This is a genomic window from Portibacter lacus (assembly GCF_021533215.1).
Lineage (GTDB): Bacteria > Bacteroidota > Bacteroidia > Chitinophagales > Saprospiraceae > Portibacter > Portibacter lacus.
The window spans coordinates 1-19,205 of record NZ_JAJNKA010000014.1 but is presented as its reverse complement, the minus strand read 5'-3'; the positions used below and the strand labels follow the sequence as shown (position 1 = coordinate 19,205).

At 36.9% G+C, this 19,205-nt stretch carries 16 protein-coding genes and 1 pseudogene; 16 read left to right on the top strand and 1 reads right to left on the bottom strand.

The window, feature by feature from the left end; genetic code table 11:
• Positions 1-28 precede the first annotated feature (28 nt).
• Positions 29-2,434, bottom strand: a complete 2,406-nt coding sequence (locus L2586_RS19770; RefSeq protein WP_235294681.1) for a TonB-dependent receptor — start codon at positions 2,432-2,434, stop codon at positions 29-31.
• A 294-nt stretch (positions 2,435-2,728) separates the two neighbouring features.
• Here L2586_RS19770 and L2586_RS19765 point away from each other — a divergent pair, with 294 nt between their 5' ends.
• From L2586_RS19765 to L2586_RS19695, 16 genes and pseudogenes are all read left to right on the top strand, one after another.
• Positions 2,729-4,879, top strand: coding sequence for a B12-binding domain-containing radical SAM protein (locus tag L2586_RS19765; protein WP_235294680.1), 2,151 nt, complete (start codon positions 2,729-2,731; stop codon positions 4,877-4,879).
• A gap of 85 nt (positions 4,880-4,964) precedes the next feature.
• A complete protein-coding gene (locus L2586_RS19760) occupies positions 4,965-5,165 on the top strand; it encodes a DUF4177 domain-containing protein (RefSeq protein WP_235294679.1) in 201 nt (66 codons plus the stop codon).
• Entirely contained in the window at positions 5,162-6,373 is a 1,212-nt protein-coding gene (locus tag L2586_RS19755) for a BaiN/RdsA family NAD(P)/FAD-dependent oxidoreductase (protein WP_235294678.1), read from the top strand. Before L2586_RS19760 ends, L2586_RS19755 begins: the two co-directional genes overlap by 4 nt.
• 469 nt (positions 6,374-6,842) lie before the next feature.
• A complete protein-coding gene (rlmF, locus tag L2586_RS19750) occupies positions 6,843-7,751 on the top strand; it encodes a 23S rRNA (adenine(1618)-N(6))-methyltransferase RlmF (RefSeq protein WP_235294677.1) in 909 nt (302 codons plus the stop codon).
• A 57-nt stretch (positions 7,752-7,808) separates the two neighbouring features.
• The gene (locus L2586_RS19745; RefSeq protein ID WP_235294676.1) at positions 7,809-8,495 is read left to right on the top strand and encodes an NUDIX hydrolase; all 687 of its coding nucleotides are present in this window, start codon (positions 7,809-7,811) and stop codon (positions 8,493-8,495) included.
• Positions 8,496-8,564: 69 nt separating this feature from the next.
• Positions 8,565-9,392, top strand: a complete 828-nt coding sequence (gene prs, locus L2586_RS19740; protein WP_235294675.1) for a ribose-phosphate diphosphokinase — start codon at positions 8,565-8,567, stop codon at positions 9,390-9,392.
• 49 nt (positions 9,393-9,441) lie between these two features.
• Entirely contained in the window at positions 9,442-9,894 is a 453-nt protein-coding gene (locus tag L2586_RS19735) for a nucleoside 2-deoxyribosyltransferase domain-containing protein (RefSeq protein ID WP_235294674.1), read from the top strand.
• Positions 9,895-9,946: 52 nt separating this feature from the next.
• Positions 9,947-11,398, top strand: coding sequence for a nicotinate phosphoribosyltransferase (locus L2586_RS19730; RefSeq protein ID WP_235294673.1), 1,452 nt, complete (start codon positions 9,947-9,949; stop codon positions 11,396-11,398).
• A gap of 61 nt (positions 11,399-11,459) precedes the next feature.
• Positions 11,460-11,744 (top strand): annotated as a pseudogene (locus tag L2586_RS24870) (helix-turn-helix domain-containing protein).
• A 151-nt stretch (positions 11,745-11,895) separates the two neighbouring features.
• Complete coding sequence (locus L2586_RS19725) at positions 11,896-12,891, top strand: BtrH N-terminal domain-containing protein (RefSeq protein ID WP_348535536.1); 996 nt, start codon at positions 11,896-11,898, stop codon at positions 12,889-12,891.
• 87 nt (positions 12,892-12,978) lie between these two features.
• Positions 12,979-13,719: a hypothetical protein gene (locus tag L2586_RS19720; protein WP_235294671.1), complete on the top strand. Its 741-nt coding sequence runs from the start codon at positions 12,979-12,981 to the stop codon at positions 13,717-13,719.
• A 90-nt stretch (positions 13,720-13,809) separates the two neighbouring features.
• Positions 13,810-14,679, top strand: coding sequence for a hypothetical protein (locus L2586_RS19715; protein WP_235294670.1), 870 nt, complete (start codon positions 13,810-13,812; stop codon positions 14,677-14,679).
• 294 nt (positions 14,680-14,973) lie between these two features.
• Positions 14,974-16,278 carry a DUF2254 domain-containing protein gene (locus tag L2586_RS19710; protein WP_235294669.1) on the top strand — a complete coding sequence of 435 codons (1,305 nt, stop codon included), beginning with the start codon at positions 14,974-14,976 and terminating at the stop codon, positions 16,276-16,278.
• A gap of 84 nt (positions 16,279-16,362) precedes the next feature.
• Positions 16,363-17,094 carry a subclass B1 metallo-beta-lactamase gene (gene bla, locus L2586_RS19705; protein WP_235294668.1) on the top strand — a complete coding sequence of 244 codons (732 nt, stop codon included), beginning with the start codon at positions 16,363-16,365 and terminating at the stop codon, positions 17,092-17,094.
• Between the two features lie 141 nt (positions 17,095-17,235).
• Entirely contained in the window at positions 17,236-18,156 is a 921-nt protein-coding gene (locus L2586_RS19700; RefSeq protein ID WP_235294667.1) for a hypothetical protein, read from the top strand.
• A gap of 126 nt (positions 18,157-18,282) precedes the next feature.
• Positions 18,283-19,107, top strand: a complete 825-nt coding sequence (locus L2586_RS19695; RefSeq protein ID WP_235294666.1) for a DUF3667 domain-containing protein — start codon at positions 18,283-18,285, stop codon at positions 19,105-19,107.
• Positions 19,108-19,205: the final 98 nt, after the last annotated feature.

Here is a 19,205-nt window from a genome sequence, read left to right as displayed (position 1 = left end):
GAATTGTTTTAAAATTTGAATTAGAGCATTAAATGATTTTATAAAACATCTTCACATAGAATGCTCTTCCAGGCCTCTGAAGCGCATAATTGTCGAATACTTGTTCATTGAAAATATTTTTCACATCAAAACTCATTGTTATTTTATCTTTTGGGAAAGTGTAACTTATTCCGATATCATTAACCAATTGGGAAGGAATGATGTCTTTTCCCTCTCCTCCTAGACTTGACCAATCTCTGTAAAAGGCGTGGACATATCCGATATTGTAATTAATGGTCGTCTTCGAATCCGACTGCAAGAAATTTGAAAAATAATACCTTGTATTTAAGTTTGCTGTGAAGAAAGGGGCATTTCTTTCTCTATTCTTATACCATTGATAGGGAACACCATTCTCGTCAAATTCTGTATTAAATCTGGAATTGAATATAGAAGTACCTAGAGAGGTGCATAATTTTTCTTGATGCGTATATTTAACTTCTACATCTACTCCAGAACTGAAATAGCTGTCATCATTGATATAGCTTGATACTTCTGCAGTCTGGTCAGTTGTTACATCAAGTTTGATCTTGTCTTTTGTGTCTCGGATAAAGAAATTGGTATTAACTTTTAAGGTGTTTTGACTAAAGTTAAAGGTTCCAAAATTGAAACCTAAATTTAGATTTTTGCTTCGCTCAGGCTTAAGAATATAACTTTCTTCTACATTTTCAATATCATTTCCAAACAGCTCATGTGTTTCCGGAAGGCGCAATGCATTCTCTGCTGAAACCATGATTTGAATAGTGGGCGTTAACTGATAGGATAATGCAATTCCGTAACCCGTTTCGTTGACTAATTTGTCAAATCGATTAATGATCGGATCTAATTCTCCTTGTACTAATTCTGGTTTAGCAATTTCGATGTCTTGGTTGAAATATTTAAGGAAAAGAGAAGATTGAAACTTGTTATCAAAAGCTGTGATTTCGTATGCAGCACCGAAAATCTGCTTGGTCAAAAACCTAGTGTCCATTAATTTTCTGAGGTTTTCTTCTAATAATGGATCCTGAGTGTTACGCTTGAAGCCAGACAACGTATAGTTTCCTACTATTCTATGGTAAGGATTTATTCGATACGTTAAATTTCCTCTGGCAGAAACCACATTTTCATACGTAGATGACAAAGAAGGTCTGTTGCCCTCAGCACCCGTAATGTGCTCCAGCCATTCACCATCTGTCAAGTCCCAATAGTCTGGCGTTAATTCCCCTTTCCAGTTATACTTTAAGGGTATCGTGTCTATAATATTTCTTTCCAACTTCGAAAATGAACCATATAAATTGATGTCCAGATTCTTCACAAGGAAACCTTTCTTTTTATAAGTTGAATTGACTTGAACAGTATTTTGAGTGGCTCTTCTGCTACCGTAAACGGATTCCATCGTAGCACCATGTTGGATGGCGCGATCTAAATCTGATGCAATAACGCCGACATGAAATTGATCTGCCCAAGACTTATTGGTGATGCCGATTTCAGCTTTTAGTCCTCGTGAAAGATAGTCGTCATGGAAGCGCTTAGCCTTAATGTATTCAATGTTTCCAGTCTTGATATCCGTAATATAAACTTGGTCTCCCCAGACTTTATAGCTATTGTCGGTGGAATTCAGAAATCCTGAAGCGGTAAGTGTAATACCTGTCGAAGGATCACGGTAACTACCATTAATGCTTGCTTGGTGCGTATTAAATGATCCAAAAGAGTAAGAAGCAGCAAGGCTATTTTTAGCATTTGTGTTCAAGATAATGTTGATTGCTCCGCCGAGCGCATCATCTCCGAGATCAGCTGGTACAACTCCTTTATATACTTCTATTCGTTTAATCATACTAGCAGGAATGCTGCTTAGGGAGAATGAAGGGCCATAATTACTAGCAGGAATGCCATCTATAAATATTCGAACGGCATGACCTGAAAGACCATTTATATTATAGTTAATACGAGAACCCATACCTCCACTTTGTCTAATTCGGACGCCAGCAGTTCTATCTAATACTTCTGTTGCTTGAATAGATTGTACTTCTAAGTCTCTGAAATCTAGAGCATTCACTGCGAATCCCTTGGTTTCGATTCTTGCTTTATCTGTTTTTTCTGTGATGTAGACCGTTTCAAGCTCCTTAGAGTTCTCTTGCAGACTAAAGTTTAACTCAACATGAGAAGCATTATTAATCTCTATGGTCTTAGATTGAGATAGAAAACCTAGATATGTTGCCGTTAAGGTATAAGTACCGTTTTTCAGCTTACTGAATTCATACTTTCCATTAATGTCAGAAAAGGTACCATCAGATGAGGCATTGATAATGATGGTTGCTCCCACTAATTCTTCTTTGTTAGAAGAAGTAATATGCCCGGAGATCGTACTAGGTGCCTGCGCGTTTAACCCAATATAAAGTAGGTTAAATGTAAAAACCAAGATGTATATGTTGCGGTGGCGCATAAAACGTGGTAATTGTTTTGTTTTTTTAAGATTTCCTTATCTAAGCTTATTTAGACTAAATCTAATTTAAGAACAAATATAAGAATGATATCGACTTCTGATTAATGTTGAGGAAATAAATTTTTGTCTTTTTTTTATGACAATATATTTGTTGTGAATTTTTGAATTATTTGTTTTATAGGTCAATGTTTTATCCTTCTTAACAACCTTCGATACTTTTTTAGTGATCAATCTACGAGCCTCTAAAAGATAAAGAATTACATTTGTCTTATGGCAGATATCCTTTTAATCACTCCTCCGTTTACACAACTGAATACACCGTATCCAGCAACGGCTTACATAAAAGGGTTTTTGAAAACCAAGGACATCAATGCTTTTCAGATGGATCTAGGAATCGAAGTCATTCTGAAGTTGTTTTCAGCAAATGGATTAAAGAAAATCTTTGCACAAGCGATTCCTGAGTCGGAAAATGCTAGAAGAATATACGCTCTAAGGGCAGAATATATCAAGAAAGTGGAACCCGTTGTTCATTTTCTTCAAGGCCAGCGTCCAAGTCTTGCAAGACAGATTGCCTCTCATAATCATCTCCCTCAAGCAGGGCGGTTCGCTCAACTCGATGATATGGAATGGGCATTTGGGAACATGGGTATTCAGGATAAGGCGAAGCACCTGGGGACAATGTTTCTAGAAGATCTAAGTGATTTTATAAAGGAGTGTGTCGATGAGAATTTTGGGTTTAGTAGGTATGCAGAGCGACTAGGGATGAGTGCTAATTCATTCGATGAGATATATGACACTTTACAAGAACCACTTTCCTTCGTCGATGGATTTACCATTGAGATTCTCGAGGAACGGTTAAAAGAAGTGAAACCCAAGCTTGTCTGTCTTTCTGTTCCATTTCCTGGGAATCTTTACAGTGCATTCCGTTGTGGTCAATGGATAAAAAATAACAACCCAGAAATCAAAATTGCGATGGGTGGAGGATTCGCCAATACAGAGCTAAGAGAGTTAGCAGATCCACGTGTTTTTGAATTTTTCGATTATATCAGTCTCGATGATGGAGAACTTCCACTTGAATTAATTATAAGTAATGTTTTGAATCCGAGTGAATCAAATCCTAACTATAATTTTCTAAAAAGGACGTTTATAATTGATGGAGAGGAGATTATATATAACAATTTTTCATTAAGGAAAGACTATGCTCAGGCAGAATTAGGAACTCCGGATTATTCAGATTTGTTGTTAGATCAATATATTTCTGTGATTGAAATTGCTAATCCGATGCATTCGCTTTGGAGTGATGGAAGATGGAATAAATTGACTATGGCGCATGGATGTTACTGGGGGAATTGTACATTTTGTGACGTGTCTCTAGATTATATTAAGAATTATGAGCCAGTGGCTGGAAAGTTGTTGGTAGATCGGATGGAAGAAATCATTGCCCAAACTGGAGAAACGGGTTTTCATTTTGTGGATGAGGCTGCACCACCTGCGCTAATGCGAGAATTGGCCATGGAAATTATTGAGCGAGGCTTGATTGTTTCATGGTGGACGAATATTCGCTTCGAGAAGAATTTCACATATGATTTGTGTCGGTTGTTAAAAGCTTCTGGATGTATTGCCGTTTCCGGTGGCTTAGAAGTTGCCTCAGATCGATTATTAAAGTTGATAGATAAAGGCGTTACCGTTGAACAAGTGGCCAAGGTGAACCGTAATTTTACGGAAGCGGGGATTATGGTCCATAGTTATCTAATGTACGGTTATCCCACACAGACGGTTCAGGAAACCATCGACAGTTTAGAAATGGTAAGGCAAATGTTTGAGCTTGGCATTTTGCAATCTGGTTTCTGGCACCAATTTGCATTAACTACCCACAGTCCAGTTGGGATGAAGCCAGAAGCATATGGTGTGATTCCTGAATTGAAGCCAATTGAGTTTGCAAACAATGATGTTCAATTCAAGGATTCGACAGGAATAGATCATAGTAAATTTAGCTTCGGCTTAAAGAAATCATTGTTTAATTTTATGCATGGCGTTGGTTTTGATTTTGAACTCAAAGAGTGGTTTGATTTTAAAGTGCCACCAACTTCTATTGGCGAAACTTATATCCTAGATTGTTTAGAAGATGTGCTTTATCCAGTAACTAAAAAAAGTGCACTCATCATGTGGTTAGGTTCGCCACCTATCCTGATCTCAAAAGGCAAAAAAGTAGAGCTTAAGCTTTATAGAAATGAAGATGAAGATAGCGTAATGTGCTCTAAAGAAAATGGAGAATGGTTGATGAAATTTGCGAATTCTAATACTCCTCAGAGATACATTGACCTAAAAAAAGACTATGAATTAAAGTATAAGAACTTTGATACATGGTGGTATTCTTCAGAAATGGATGTTGTGAAAGAGATGAATTTATTGATTCTGTGATTTTAGCAGACGTAAATTTGTGAGCAGCTAAAGTATTCTATATCGGCATCAAATAACTAAAAACTTACCTATCTTTGCTTTTAATATGAAAAAGTATGAATACAAAGCAATCTTAATAAAGATTGATATGGTTTGGTCCGGAAGAGCGGAGTCGGATTATTTAGAAGCGCTTAATGAAAACGGAAAAGAAGGATGGGAGTTTGTTGAATTTATTCCTAAGGTATTGCAACCAAAAGGCGTGAAAGGACAAGAAATATTGTTGAAAAGAGAATTACCAGAATATTGAAAGTTGCCATTATAGGAGGCGGTGCAGCTGGGTTCTTTGCTGCATTATCAGTAGCAGAGCATCATCCGAAAGCATCCATTTCCATTCTAGAGAAATCGCCGAAGTTGCTGTCTAAGGTTAAAGTTTCTGGCGGTGGACGCTGCAATGTGACCAATGGAACAGAATCTATAAAAGATCTATGGAAAGCATATCCTAGAGGTGGAAGAGCACTCAAAAAGTTGTTCCCTATCTTCAATACAAAGCATACCTATGAGTGGTTCGAGTCAAGAGGTGTCCCTTTGATGATTCAAGAGGACAACTGTGTATTTCCAGTTAGCCAGGATTCACAAAGTATCATTGATTGCTTTTTAGATCAGGCGAAAAAGTCTAAGATTGATATCAGAACGAGGTGCGGCGTAGAGCGTATTCGTGAGGTGGAGAATTTTCAAATCGCTCTTAGTATTTCTAAAGGAGAAGAAGAGATTTTCGATAAAGTTATTATTGCAACTGGAGGTTCTCCTAAGCGGAAAGGCTTAGAATGGTTGGAAGAATTGGGGCATAAGATTGAAAATCCAGTTCCGTCATTGTTTACATTTAACATGCCATCAGAATCTATTCGATCCTTAATGGGTGTTGTTGTGGAAGAAACCATTACCACTATTCAAGGCACTGCACTCAAGTCTGATGGTCCTTTGTTGATAACACACTGGGGAATGAGTGGACCGTCGATTCTTAAGTTGTCTGCATTCGGCGCGCGGATGCTTTCAGAAATGAATTATGAATTCAATGTTCAGGTGAATTGGGTAAACGAGGTGAACAATGAAGTGGTCAAGCAGGAGTTGCAGTCGGTATTGAAAGATCATGGTAAGAAATTATTAACAAATTATAGACCTTACGGATTGCCAGATAGATTATGGCAGTATTTGTTGGTGAAGTCCGAATTGCCAGCTGATAGAATTTGGTCAGATATTGGTAAAAAAGGGATGAATAAGTTGGTGACTTTGTTGACGAATGATGTTTATGAAGTGAAGGGTAAGACTACTTTCAAGGAAGAATTTGTGACTTGTGGAGGCGTGAGTTTGGAATCTATCAATATGAAAACGATGGAGAGTAAAGTCGTGAAGAATTTATATTTCTCAGGTGAAGTGATGGATATAGATGCTATTACTGGGGGATATAATTTTCAAGGTGCTTGGACGACGGGCTACGTTGCAGGTATGCTGAAGTAAGCATAATCTGATGTTATCGCTTCCCGCGATGACATCAATACTTCGGAGCCAAATCTAACATTGCTTAGAGCGCTGTCAGATTGATAAAAGTGAATTATAAAAAGCATAATCTGATGTTATCGCTTCCCGCGATGACATCAATACTTCGAAGCCAAATCTAACATCGCTTAGAGCGCTGGTAGATTGATAAAAATGAATTATAAAAAGCATAATCTGATGTTATCGGTTCTCGCGATGACATCAATACTTCGAAGCCAAATCTAACATCGCTTAAAGCACTGTCAGATTGATAGAAATGAATTTTACTAAGCATGATCTGATATTATCACTTCCCGCGATGACATCAATATTACGAAGTCAAATCTAACATCGCTTAGAGCGCTGGTAGATTGACATCAATTTTAATGTTACATTTGCATTTCTTATTTTTCTGAGCAATCACAATGAAAAATAAAGTAAAATCTATCTTATGAAATCAAAGCTGCATCCAAGAAATAAACACAGAGATCAATACGATCTAGAAGTCCTAACTTCTAAGAACGAAGCACTGAAGCCATTCGTTTTTGTAAATGAATTTGGTACAAGTACAATTGACTTCTTCGATGACCAAGCTGTAATTGAGTTAAATAAGTCTCTATTAATGGAGTACTACGGAATTGAATTTTGGGAAATTCCAGAAGGTTTTTTGTGTCCTCCAGTTCCAGGAAGAGCGGATTACATTCACCACCTTAGTGATTTGTTAAATGGAAAGAAAGGCTTAAGAGGTCTTGATATTGGGACGGGAGCGAATTTGATTTACCCGATTTTAGGATCGCATGAGTACGATTGGACTTTCGTTGCATCAGATGCCGACAAAGATGCTTATGGATCAGCATCTCAGATCGTTGCTAAAAACAAATCGTTAAAAGATAAAGTAGAAGTTAGATTTCAACCTAATTCCAATTGTTTCTTTCAAGGAATCATCAACAAGGATGAAATATTTGATTTTTCCATGTGTAATCCACCGTTTCACTCTTCAGCTCGGGAAGCAAAAGCGGCCAATAAAAAGAAACTAAGAAGCATCAATCCCAAATCTACAAGAAGCAAAAACCTGAATTTCGGAGGTCAATCCAATGAACTTTGGACTGCAGGCGGTGAAGAGAAATTCATTCATGATATGGTTCATGAAAGTCGTAATTATAAAAATTCAGTCTATTGGTTTTCAACCTTAGTTTCTAAAGAAGACTTGCTTCAACCTATTTTCAAAGCTTTCAGAAGAGCTAAAGTGACAGAGTATAAAACGGTCGAAATGGCACAAGGGAACAAGAAGAGCCGTTTCGTGGCTTGGACTTATCTAGATGAAAAGCAAAGAAAGATTTGGGAATCCACCAGATTTTAAACTTGTTATTGATTCAGAGTTTTATTTCCTTTACTTTTGTGTATATATTACGCAATAATGAATTTTGAATCCAATATTTCTCTTGCTGTCGATGCAATAGTATTTGCCTATGCAAATAGTAAATTGCAAGTTCTCCTTATACAGCCTAAATCAGGCCCTTTCCAAAACAACTGGGCACTTCCAGGTGGTTTTGTGAAAACAAACGAAGGTCTTAAGGACGCTGTTCGGAGAGAACTTCAGGAAGAAACAGGAATACAAGTAGACTATCTTGAGCAATTGTACACATTTGGAGATCAAGTCGATCGAGATCCAAGGACTAGGGTAGTATCCGTAGCTTATTTTGCATTGGTGAATCCTAAGAAACTGGTACTGAAAGCTGACACAGATGCTGCCAAAGCAGAATGGTTTCCATTAGATGAATTACCTCAACTTGCTTATGATCATAATATCATTATTAAAGTAGCCATAGATCGACTCAAGTCTAAGATTCAATATCAGCCAATTGGCTTTGACCTGCTCAACAAAGAGTTTGTATTTTCAGAATTAGAACAATTGTACATGACGATTTTAGGGCATGACATTGACCGTAGAAATTTCCGAAAAAAGGTTTTGGGATTCGGGATTCTAACAGAAACAGGCAAGTTTAGAAGTGAAGGTAGCGGACGACCTGCAAAGTTGTACCGCTTTAACGTCAGTAAATACAGGGCTTTAGAGTCGAAAGGCTTCCATTTTGAAATTAAATAGCGTAAAATATACGCAAATACTTGCACCGTATTACTAATGCGGTTATATTTGTGTAAAATATACGCAAATATGAAACTCAACTTAGATCCAAACTTTAATCCCTTCCCAGGAGCACATACGATAGAATTCGAAGCATTTACTTTTCACGGTGGTGAACCTCACATTAAAATTAAATCAGACCTGACCAAGGTTGAGGCGGTCACCATTTCTCATCGTATCCAATCATTTAATGATATGGGGCTTTTCTTAGTTGCCGTCGATGCACTTAGAAGAATGGGTGTGAAAAACATCTCTGCCTATATTCCATACTTTCCAGCAGCTAGACAAGATCGGGTAATGATTCCTGGTGAAGCATTATCTGTAAAGGTTTATGCTGATTTATTTAATGCCGTTAAGCTAAATGAAATAACAGTCTTTGATCCACATTCAGAGGTGACTCCAGCAGTTTTAGATCATTGTAATGCAATAGATAATCATTCATTTATAAAAGAAGTCCTCACAGATTTGAGTGATGATGTGATTCTCATTTCTCCGGACGGAGGTGCCTTAAAAAAGATTTACAAATTGGCTGCTAAGCTCCAAGATTATGATGTGGTGGAATGTTCTAAATCAAGAGATGTCAAAACAGGAAAATTGTCTGGTTTTCAAGTTTATCATGAGGACCTAGAGGGTCGAGACTGCCTAATTGTAGATGATATTTGTGATGGAGGAGGAACATTTATGGGCCTCGCCGGAGCATTAAAAGAGAAAAATGCAGGGAAGCTATATTTAGCAGTGAGTCATGGCATTTTTAGCAAAGGAACGGAAAAGCTAAACGAGGTCTTTGACGGAATTTACTGTACTAATTCATTTAGAACCATAGCAGAATCAGAAAAGGTTAAGCAGATCGCTATTTAGATCGCTCTAGCTTGTAAATAAGTTGTTTATAAATCATAAAAAAAATAATATGTCCATTTATAAAGCGCCGGATTCGATAGAAAACATTGACCGAGAGAAGGAAAGTATTTTCCTTGCGGGATCGATAGAAATGGACAGAGCGATCAACTGGCAAGCGAAATGTGAAGAATTTTTAGGGCAACGATTTAATGTTTTTAATCCTCGAAGAGCAGCATGGGACTCAAGTTGGGAGCAGACCATGGAGAACGAGCAGTTTAGAGCACAAGTTGACTGGGAATTAGAAGCTTTAGAAAAGGCAGATCACATTATCATGTTTTTTGCTGCAATGACAAAATCACCCATTTCTCTTCTAGAATTTGGACTGTATGCTCAGTCAGGAAAAATGCAGGTTGTCTGTGAAGATGGATTTTGGAGGAAGGGGAACGTAGACATCGTGTGTCATAAATATGGAATAAAGCAACATTTATCATTAGACTACCTTTTAAAAAACAGCTTTAAGTAAGCAACATCATCGAAGCATAGTTAACATTTTTAAAACTTTAAAATCAAAATCAATGAATCCATTATTATATACTGACGGGTATAAACTCGATCATAGACGCCAATATCCAGAAGGAACAACACTCGTTTACTCTAACTGGACACCGAGAAAAAGTAGAATAGAAGGCGTGGAAGAAGTGGTCTTCTTTGGACTTCAGTATTTTATCAAAAAATACATCATTCGGGATTTCCAGCAAAACTTCTTCGATCAACCAAAAGAAGTCGTTTGTGCAAGATATTCTAGACGAGTTAATAATTACTTAGGACCTAACCAAGTGGGAATCAAACATATAGAAGATCTGCATGATCTAGGGTATATTCCGATGGTTTTCAAGGCACTTCCTGAAGGTGTTTCTGTTCCAATTCGGGTACCGATGTTCACCATGTATAATACGCTCTCTGAATTCTTCTGGTTGACAAACTACTTCGAAACATTACTTTCTGCGGAGGTTTGGTTGCCGTGTAATTCCGCGACAATTGCTAAGCAATACCGCAAAATTCTAGATCATTATGCAGCGGAAACTTCTTCTGTTCCTGAATTTGTGGACTGGCAAGGACATGACTTTTCGATGAGGGGCATGGCAGGATTAGAGGCAAGTTTAATTAGTAGTGCTGCACACTTGTTGAGTTTTACAGGCTCAGATACGATTCCAGCGATAGATTTTCTAGAAGAGTATTATGGAGCCAATTCAGATGAGGAATTAGTAGGAGGTTCAGTTGCTGCAACAGAGCATTCCGTAATGAGTATGGGAACATTGAATGCTGAGGAAGAGACTTTCCGGAGATTGATCACAGAAGTATATCCTGGCGGCATCGTGTCCATCGTTTCAGATACTTGGGATTTGTGGAAAGTACTGACTGAATATCTCCCGAAATTAAAAGAGGAAGTATTAGCAAGAGATGGCAGAGTGGTCGTAAGACCAGATAGTGGAGATCCTGTAGATATTATCTGCGGAGACCCGGACAGTTATAATGAGAATGTGCGAAAAGGAGTCATTCAGTTATTATGGGATACTTTTGGTGGCACTGTAAATGATAAAGGATATAAAGAATTAGATCCGCATATTGGTGCGATTTACGGTGATAGCATAACTTTACAACGAGCGATGAATATTTGCGAACGCTTGAAAAAGAATGGATTCGCTTCTACGAATGTCGTTTTAGGAATCGGTTCATTTACCTACCAGTACAATACCAGAGATACTTTTGGATTTGCGATGAAGGCTACTTATGGCGAGGTAAATGGTGAAGGCAGAGAAATTTTCAAAGACCCGATTACCGATGATGGAACGAAGAAATCTGCGAAAGGATTAATCAAAATAGAAGAGCAAGACGGAGGATATGTCTTAGTTGACCAAGTGAATTGGGAAGAAGAGGCTAGGGGAGCACTCGTAGAGGTTTATAGAGATGGAAATCTGTTAGTAGACCAGAAGCTGAGTGAAATCCGAGAAAGAGTTAAGGCCTAGATTTAGTCGGGTTTAGGTCAATGTTGAAGCAATGTTAGATGAAAGAGTGTGGTTTAGATAGGTGTTAAACCGAACCACAAAGCACCTTTCCAAACAATATGGAGAAATTGGAACATCTAAAAGGGATAAATTTGAAGCTAAAGCCAAAGCATTTACAATTGGTGCATTATTAAAAGATGAACGGCTATAAGCTAATTTGACGCAAGAAGAACTTGCCAACAAAATAGGAGCTAAGAAAAGCTATATTTCTAGAGTTGAAAACGGGAAAACAGATATCCAATTGTCCACATTGTATAAAATCATTGAAGTAGGTCTTAGCAAAGAAATAACCATATCAATAGCGTAGCAATTCTTGATAGCATGCGGCGAAGAATGAAAAGCTCCTTTGTCGCTATTCCGCTTATCCCTGAGGAATAATCCAATCTTTCTATAACAGGGTTGCCATAAGGTTGTCACTCTCATGCCTAATTTTGCGATCGTAAAAAATGGAATTTCAGATGATCATCAAAGACTTTAAAACATTTAACGGGCAGCATTGTGAAACAACAGCTACAGGTAGCTTGCTTTATCAATTAGGTATAGAACTTAGTGAGCCGATGCTTTTTGGAATAGGCGAAGGCTTAGGCTATGTTTTCTGGAATATGAAAATTATGGACTTTCCTTTTATTGGCGGTCGAATAAAAACAGATTTATTAACGGAAAATATTTGCAAAAACCTCAACCTCAATCTGGAAGTACGAGAAACTTCATCGGTGAGAAAGGCTTGGGAGAATGTGAAGTCTAACATTGACCTAGGAAAAGCGGTAGGCCTTAAACTAGATTGCTATCACTTAGCATATTTCACAAGCAAGATTCATTTCGCTGGACATTATGCTTCGATATATGGATATGATGAAGCACTGGCTTATCTGAATGATACCAATCAGCAAGGAAGAGATGCGAAAACTTCATTGGAGAGTTTGGCGCTGGCTAGAAATGAGAGAGGACCGATGTCTTCGCGAAATCGCTCATTTACCATAAGTAAGAATGGAATATCGCCTGACTTGACTGCAGTCATTAAAAAAGCAATCTGTCATAATGCTCACGACTTTCTTAATCCACCTATTAAAAACTTAGGATACCTTGGCATTCATAAAACCAGCTCAGAAATCATAAAATGGTTCGAAACAAGTACTGACATTAAGAAAGATTTCCAGACCTCAGCTTCCATCATGGAACGTGGCGGAACGGGTGGTTCGTTGTTCAGAAATATTTACCGTGATTTCCTGAGAGAAAGTGGTGAATTGATTAGAGACAACGTTTTGATTCAAGAAAGCGCGACTTACGCTGCGATTGCCAAATTATGGAAGGAAGTATCGGACTTATTTATGGAGATTGGGGAGACAAAGTCGAAGAAAAAGGTAATGGAAGCATCTGCTCTTTTTATTAAATTGTCTGAAATGGAACGAACTTCCATGCTGCGACTGAAGGAGCATTTAGATAGGTTAAGCTAAGAAAAGAAAGCTTATTCTCTGCTCGGTAAATGGAGATTTAATGGTAAATTGCTATGGATTAGTTAACAAAGCAGATTAAAATTTTCTATGCAAACCAACATTCTTGGACCGAAAAATGCACCCTATGTCAATACGCTAACTGATTTAGATGAGCTCACCAAAAAAGAAACAGCAATACTGCTAGCATGCGTCCAAGATTATTACGAAGAAACCATACACCGGTTTGCTCTAGCATTAAGCGAACCCCACGGTGAAGATGAGTTAGCTTTCCTCGCTTGTGTGCTTACCCAATTTTACCATAAAGTAGAAATTGACCTACCAGAAATATTGCTAAAAGTTGCCAATATGGAGATAGAGATTGTAGAGGAAACGACCGGCCTAATAAGATTATTCCTTCTGCAAATAGATAAAGGATTTAGAGGCATCGAAACAGAGAGCATTCCCGAAGAAGTCCAATTACTTTCTGATAAACGGAAAGCCCAGGCAAGAAAAGAAATAGATTCTTTAAATGTTCAGGATTTAGAAAAGTTAAGATATGCCATATTAGCGGATGAGTTATGCAATCATACAGCGTATACTAAAGCATTGGCCCTATTTAAGTTAGCAGAAGAAATTCAATCAGATCATGATTTTATTGATGCGGGTAAAAGGCGAACTGCTGAAATTTTTGCTGAAGCTTATCACGTAGGCGCTTTATTAAAAGAGATAAGCAAAGAACTTCCTGAAACAGAAAGAGAACTTCTAGATCTAATGCATAAAGTGATTCCTCTACGTATTCTGGAAAGTCAAGCTCGACGAAGAAAAGAAAGAGCAGAAAAAGGGAAGTGATATTCGGATAAATAGCTGAATTGAGTGTAACCTGAGTATCCATCTATTGACTGATAAATAAGTATTTTTAATCCTGAAAATTGAATAATTATGTCGTGGTTTAAAGAAGATAAAACAGATTTTGTAAATGTAAATATTCTAGATAATTTCTATCAGACATCTTCATTTTATCCGATGCCAGTTGTTCTGTGTTCCACTGTTTCTGAGAATGGTTTGACAAATATCGGTTCCTACTCACTTTGTTTTCCATTTGGGATTTCTAAAGATCATTATATGATGTTGATCAGCAGAGGCACATCCAATACTGCGGCAAATATTAGGAAGAATAAAACGATTGCGCTCAATTTCATACCATTCGATAAGGCCTATTTGAAAAATGCCGTTGAATTAGGATTTCCAGGAGAAACAACAGAAGAAAAATTAAAAGAAAGCATATTCACCTTAATACCTTCTTCTAGAAGTGAAGAAGAGAAAGTGGAGGGTGTTAGGTATCCAGAAATAATCAAAGAGTCCGTTCAGATTTTTGAATGTACGGTGGATGAGTCTGGTATTTTCAAATATGATGGTCCTGAAATAGAGGCTCATTTCCTGTTGAGAATAGATAAGATCATTATGCAGGAAAGATATGCAGATTATCTTAAGGAAGGAGAAGGCTTTCCAACGCTGCCCGTTGATTTTGGTTATCGAGATAGCAAGCAATTCTGGTTTAGTAAGCATACTCATCCATATGCAGAACCGATTCCGAAATCCAAAGGAGTAGATACGGATTCTGTTAAATATCAAGTAGACCGGATGGAAGGAAACGTTAAGTGGCATCCAGATTCTTATAAGAAGTTGGTTAAAGTTCCGAGGGTATTTCTGAAAATGGTGATTTCTAAGGTTAATGAGGCTGCAGAACAAGAAGGGGTAGAATTGATAACGCCTGAATTCCTTGATAAAGTGAATGAAAAAAGAAGGTGATTCGCTAGAATAGATAGAAAGTCGGTATAGGAAATGATCTAAAAATAGATGTCTAATTAACCTCTAAAGTTGCTATGTGATCCACCTCAAACTTCTTAATCTTATGGTTTTAGAACAATTGGCCCACTTCCTTAGTTTTTATTATTGTTCATTGTAATGTTCTCTATGGTATAGATTGATTGGTAAATTGCAATGTCTAAAATTGGATGTTCCAATGTTCTGAAATACGAATGAAGTATCTAGAATTGAGAAAAAAGTGGAAGATCTAATCATTCGAATTGCAAGCTAAGTCAAATGAAAAAAATACTGTTTTCTTTTAATGAGTTAAAGGCCACGTTCTGGTTCGTGCCTGTGCTTATTATTGTTTTATCTATTCTCCTAGCAACCGGAACAGTTATTCTAGATGAGTTTGTCAGTTTGCCACAGGATGGACTAGGACGTTTCTTTTTTGTGAACAGCGCAGCATCGGCAAGAAGTATATTAACGACGATTTCTGGAGCAATGATCGGTGTTGCGGGTACCGTGTTTTCGGTCACCTTAGTTGCATTGACATTGGCATCCTCGCAATTCGGGCCTAGACTGATTAAGAACTTTATGTATGTGAGATTAAACCAAGTTGTCCTTGGATCTTATGTTGCTACCTATTTATATTGTCTGCTGGTTCTAAATGCGATAAAAGGATCAGATTCCTTTACCTTTATCCCTTCGATCTCTATCTTACTAGCTATTGCTGCAGCATTTGTCAATATTATTTTGCTGATTGTTTTCATTCATAATATAGCGATTAGCATACAAGCAGATAAGGTGATTTCTGATGTATCAGATATTATGTCTAATCAAATTAAGAGGCTTTTCCCAACTGAAATAGGTGACGAAACGAATAAGGATTTTTCTGGTTCTGTTGATCAGTTGAAAGAAAATTGCTCTTTTGTATCTCCTATTCTATCACCTAAGAATGGATACTTACAATACATCGATACTGAAACTCTACTTGAAATTGTATCTTCGCACAACGGTCTTTTCGAATTAAATTTTAGACCAGGAGATCATTTGGTAGAAGATATTGAAGTTGGAAAATTGTATTCTATTGAAGAAATAGACGAAAAAGTATTAGAACGACTACAGCGTCAGTTTGTGGTTGGAAAAACGAAGAATGCTCAGCAAGATATCGAATTTTCGATCCATCAAATGGTTGAAATAGCTGCCAGAGCCTTATCTCCTGGTGTGAACGATCCATATACAGCGATCGCGTGCATAGATAATTTAAAAGCCATGTTGTGCAAATTAACCCAAGTTAATTTCCCATCTAAATATAGAGTTGATGAAGAAAAAAACTTGAGAATCATCGCGGAAACATTCGATTTTAATGGATTGTTAAGTGCGTCTTTTAATCAGATTCGTCAATTTTCAGCTGGAAGCCCTGCAGTAATTATACGGTTGATGGAGGCATTGATCACGATAAATAAATTTACCGAAAAAGAAGACTATAAAAGAAATATAGCACACCATGCTCAGATGGTCCTGAATGTCGGAAAAGACACGATAAAGGAGGCTAGCGATTTAAATGATTTACTAGAAAGATCTAAGAGTATTCTCTAATATGATGTTGCGTCAGTTTGTCTATAAATTTCATTCTAATTTATAGATAATAACTACTTTTAGCATTCATTATAAATTCTATCTATGAAGGGTACTGCGTTCATGTTTTTCATACTCACTCTTTCGTTCATAAGTTGCAAAACAAAAAATATTCCTCTTTATAAAAGTGAGCAAATTACAATAGAACCTTTAACCGCTAACACTTATAGACACATTTCTTACTTGTCCACGGATGATTTTGGTAAGGTGAGTTGTAATGGGATGATTGTGGTCGATCAGGGGGAAGCGATTGTAATGGATACACCTACTAATGATGAGGACTCAAAAGAACTTATTGACTGGATAGAAAACACCTTAAAGGCGAAGGTAGTCGGAGTCGTTGTTACTCATTTTCACGCGGATTGTCTGGGTGGATTGAATGAGTTTCATAAGAGGAGCGTTCCTTCGTACGCATCTTTTAGAACGATTGAACTGGCAAAAAATGAAGAGAAAGCAATTCCACAAGTAGGTTTCGAAACGAGTCTAGCAATCGAAGTTGGATATAAAAAAGTGCACAATGAGTTTTTTGGGGAAGGACATACGCAAGACAATATCATTTGCTATTTCCCATCTGAAGAAGTCATTTTTGGTGGTTGTTTGATCAAGACACTGGATGCGAGCAAAGGATATTTAGGTGATGCTAATGTTGATGAGTGGTCGAACACGGTAGAAGCGATTAAATCCAAATATAGAAACGTTAAAGTGATTGTTCCAGGTCATGGAGATCCAGGAAACACAGACTTGCTGGATTACACGATTGCCTTATTTAGATCTTAGAATATGGAGACTTGTATGGTCAGATTGAATAGATAGCAGTCCTAAGATTCAGTTCCCAACTTGCATTTACGGACAGTTTGTACTTCTTATTCGTTTTATGATATATTTGCCTATTGTATACATTAATCAGAAAGGAATAAAATGAAAAGAACTTTACTACTTGCCATACTTTTTTTCATTGTCAATTTCAAAGCTTATTCCGCAGCGGATGCTATACAATATACGCCAGTGAACGATACAATTAAGTTTACACTTTCAGAGCATAATAATATATTAGTTGAAGCCACCTTGAATACTACAACTCTTTTGAAGTTGATGTTTCATACCGCTATTGGTTCTGTTTCCTTGACTCCAGAGATGACCGCGAAACTGAAAACCGAAAATCAGAAATCTAGTAATTCTAAAAGTTGGACTGGAGCTAAAGAAGTGAATTACATTGAAAATAATTCACTGACTATTGCTAATCTGAGCTGGGATAGTTTAGCTGTGTGGTTAGACATGTTGTCTGGTCCTGGATCTGATGGTAAATTTGGTCCTAATCTATTCGGAAATAAAATCATTGAAATCAATAACGATGAACAGATTATCGTCCTGCATGATCCGGAAAAATTCAATCCAGATGAAGATCAGATTCAGAAATTCAAATTGACAACTGATGAGCATAATTCTATATTCATCTCGGGTGAAGTAGAAGTCAATGGTCAGCATATTGCACATCAATTTTTGCTTCATTCTGGCTATGGAGGAACCGTCATCTTGGATGATTCATTTTGCAAAGAAAATCCTGTTTTTAGTGAATTAGAAACGATAGAAGTTAAGGAGTTGAAAGATTCTTTTGGGAATATTATAAAGACTAAGAAAGTCATGGTGGATAATTTCAAGGTTGGAAATACAAGTTTTCCTAAAATGCCTTTGAGTTATTTCGATAGTGAGATAGAGATACAGAACACTAGTGTCATGGGAGGCGAGATTCTGAAAAGATTCAATATTTATCTTGACTTCGAAAAATTTGATATTTACTTGAGTCGAAACAAGGGGACAGAAGCAGTTTTTAAATCATGAATGGCTATAGATTGCGAATGATCGAAGTTACAGGTTTAGTCAAAGTGATGTTGTGGAATTAAGTTGTTTGACATAAAGTTGTTTATTTTACTACTCTAATATTTAAGGTCATTATTGATTTGCGAAATGAATATTTGTAAAAATTGTCAACATGAATTTGAAGGAAGCTTTTGCAACGCTTGCGGTGAAAAAGTTATACATGAAAAGGATTTTAGAATAAATAATATCATCAGTCAGGCATTCGGCACCTTAACCAACTTTGATTCTAAAATTTTTCAGACACTCAAATTGCTATTTTTCTTTCCTGGCAAGCTGACAATCAAGTTTGTAGAAGGCATTAGAGTGCCTTACATGAAACCCTTTCAACTCTTCGTCATTTCGAATATTGTATTTTTTATTTTTCTTTCTGAGTTGGACTTATTTAGAAATCCATCACAATGGTATTTTTCGGAGTATTTCGATGGGGTAAGGGTAATGGATAAAGTGAGGAGTATCTCAGAAAAAAAAGGATTAGAAATTTCAGAAATTGCAGTAGCATATGATAAAAGATCATCTTCCTTAGCAAAAGGATTAATCATAGTTTATATTCCTTTTATAGCATTAATTGGTTATTTATTTAATATAAAAATGGGGATAGCTTTTGGGAAACATATCATATTTGCAACGCATTTTTTCTCCTTTTTTCTATTTTATCTGGTGATTATAAGTGGTGTAAATTACTTAATCGATGATAAATTCAATAAGTGGTTTTTTGTCATCCCTACCATTTTAATAATACCTGTGTACTATGCGATAGGGTTTAAAACCTTTTATAGAAGTTCTTGGCTCGCAGCATTGTGGAAAGGTATTTTAGCAGTATTTTTGATTTTAATCCTTACACAGTTTTATAGAATAGGGATCAATTTTTTGTCATTGTACACACTGCTTATTCCTATGTGTTTGACCCCCTAGTTCTTGAGGTTTGACCCCCTATGTGGATAACTCGCTATTTCAAATTTACAATTATATTTTAGATCTGTTTCTGAGGCTTTCCCCTTTGAGATCAATTC

Excerpts from the sequence above, each read along its gene's own strand:
- L2586_RS19765 (WP_235294680.1), top strand. The coding sequence starts at position 2,729 with ATGGCAGATATCCTTTTAATCACTCCTCCGTTTACACAACTGAATACA.
- L2586_RS19760 (WP_235294679.1), top strand. The coding sequence starts at position 4,965 with ATGAAAAAGTATGAATACAAAGCAATCTTAATAAAGATTGATATGGTT.
- rlmF (WP_235294677.1), top strand. The coding sequence starts at position 6,843 with ATGAAATCAAAGCTGCATCCAAGAAATAAACACAGAGATCAATACGAT.
- L2586_RS19745 (WP_235294676.1), top strand. The coding sequence starts at position 7,809 with ATGAATTTTGAATCCAATATTTCTCTTGCTGTCGATGCAATAGTATTT.
- prs (WP_235294675.1), top strand. The coding sequence starts at position 8,565 with ATGAAACTCAACTTAGATCCAAACTTTAATCCCTTCCCAGGAGCACAT.
- L2586_RS19735 (WP_235294674.1), top strand. The coding sequence starts at position 9,442 with ATGTCCATTTATAAAGCGCCGGATTCGATAGAAAACATTGACCGAGAG.
- L2586_RS19730 (WP_235294673.1), top strand. The coding sequence starts at position 9,947 with ATGAATCCATTATTATATACTGACGGGTATAAACTCGATCATAGACGC.
- L2586_RS19725 (WP_348535536.1), top strand. The coding sequence starts at position 11,896 with ATGATCATCAAAGACTTTAAAACATTTAACGGGCAGCATTGTGAAACA.
- L2586_RS19720 (WP_235294671.1), top strand. The coding sequence starts at position 12,979 with ATGCAAACCAACATTCTTGGACCGAAAAATGCACCCTATGTCAATACG.
- L2586_RS19715 (WP_235294670.1), top strand. The coding sequence starts at position 13,810 with ATGTCGTGGTTTAAAGAAGATAAAACAGATTTTGTAAATGTAAATATT.
- L2586_RS19710 (WP_235294669.1), top strand. The coding sequence starts at position 14,974 with ATGAAAAAAATACTGTTTTCTTTTAATGAGTTAAAGGCCACGTTCTGG.
- bla (WP_235294668.1), top strand. The coding sequence starts at position 16,363 with ATGAAGGGTACTGCGTTCATGTTTTTCATACTCACTCTTTCGTTCATA.
- L2586_RS19700 (WP_235294667.1), top strand. The coding sequence starts at position 17,236 with ATGAAAAGAACTTTACTACTTGCCATACTTTTTTTCATTGTCAATTTC.
- L2586_RS19695 (WP_235294666.1), top strand. The coding sequence starts at position 18,283 with ATGAATATTTGTAAAAATTGTCAACATGAATTTGAAGGAAGCTTTTGC.